The organism is Arthrobacter sp. TB 26, assembly GCF_000427315.1.
GTDB lineage: Bacteria > Actinomycetota > Actinomycetes > Actinomycetales > Micrococcaceae > Arthrobacter.
The window spans coordinates 242-1,746 of record NZ_AUPJ01000303.1 but is presented as its reverse complement, the minus strand read 5'-3'; the positions used below and the strand labels follow the sequence as shown (position 1 = coordinate 1,746).

Sequence of the window (1,505 nt, the reverse complement as noted above, 5' to 3'; positions counted from 1 at the left end):
CGGCGGGCGGTGCCAGCTACGTGGCCGCCAAGGCCGCCGCCGAGGCCTGGACCCTGGCCGTCGCCGACGGCTTCCACCGCGGGCAAGCGGGGACCGCCGGCCCCGGCAGTGACGCCGTCCACGTGGCACAGCACAGTGCGGCGGTGGTTTTTGTGGTGAAGGCCCTCGTGGACGCGGGCATGCGGGCGAAGTCCCCCGAACGTAGCTTCCCCGGATTCACTGACGTGGAGGAGCTGGCCGCTGCCGCCGTCGGGCTCTTCAGCTCCCCCGCGGCGGAACTGAACGGCCAGCGGCTGCTGCTGGGCGCCGGCCCCAGGCCCTGAACCCTAGCCCCGGACTTTAGCCCCGGGGCCCGGACCTCCTTAGACTGAAAGAGTGAGCAAATCGATGACAAGCACAGTTGAAACCGCCCCTGCCCCTGCTGCTACTGCGGTGCGGCTCCACGATCCCTCCGTCCGCGGCTTTGCCTCGGACAACTACTCGGGCGTCCATCCCGAGGTCCTGGCGGCCCTGGCCGCCGCCAACGAGGGCCACCAGGTCTCCTACGGCGAAGACGAGTACACCGCCCGGCTGCAGCAGCTCATGGAGGACCACTTCGGCGAAGGAATCGAGTGCTTCCCGGTCTTCAACGGCACCGGGGCCAACGTGCTGTCGCTGCAGTCCCTCCTGCCGCGCTGGGGCGCCGTCATTTGCGCCTCCACCGCGCACATCAACATGGACGAGAACGGCGCCCCGGAGCGTATCGGCGGCATCAAGCTGCTGCAGGTCCCCACGGAGGACGGCAAACTCACCCCCGAGCTGATCGACAAGGAAGCCTGGGGCTGGGGCGACGAGCACCGCGCGCAGCCGCTGGCCGTGTCCATCACCCAGACCACCGAACTCGGCACCTGCTACACGCCGGACGAAGTGCGGGCGATCGCTGAGCATGTCCATTCCAAGGGCATGAAGCTGCACATGGACGGCGCCCGGCTGGCCAATGCCGCGGCGCACCTGAAGGTGCCGCTGCGGGCCTTCACCCGCGACGCTGGCGTGGACATCCTCTCCTTCGGCGGCACCAAGAACGGCCTGCTCTTCGGCGAGGTGGTCATCGCGCTGAACCCGGCCGCCGCCCAGGGCCTGATCTACCTGCGCAAGATGAACATGCAGCTGGCCTCCAAGATGCGGTTCATGTCCGCGCAGTTCATCGCCCTGCTCGAGGGTGATCTCTGGCTGCGCTCGGCCTCGCACGCCAATGCCATGGCCGCCCGGCTTCGTGCCGGCGTCGAGTCCATCCCCGGCGTCGAGCTGAGCCAGAAGACGGAGTCCAACGGCGTGTTCGCAATCCTGCCGGCCGGTATGGCGGACCGGCTGCGCAGGTCCTTCCGCTTCTACGACTGGAACGAGGCTGCCCGCGAGGTCCGCTGGATGTGTTCCTTCGACACCACCGAGGACGACGTTGATTCCTTCATCGCTGCAATCAAGCGCGAACTCGCTGCCGGCTGATCCAACGGGCATGGCCGACGCCG

The 1,505-nt window shown here is 68.4% G+C and carries 1 protein-coding gene and 1 pseudogene; both read left to right on the top strand.

The features are described from left to right. Positions 1-323, top strand: a pseudogene (locus K789_RS0110915) (oxidoreductase); the annotation flags it as partial. Between the two features lie 64 nt (positions 324-387). Then, positions 388-1,482 (top strand): threonine aldolase family protein, encoded by a 1,095-nt coding sequence (locus tag K789_RS0110910; RefSeq protein WP_029704873.1) that lies wholly within the window; start codon positions 388-390, stop codon positions 1,480-1,482. The last annotated feature ends 23 nt before the right edge of the window (positions 1,483-1,505 follow it).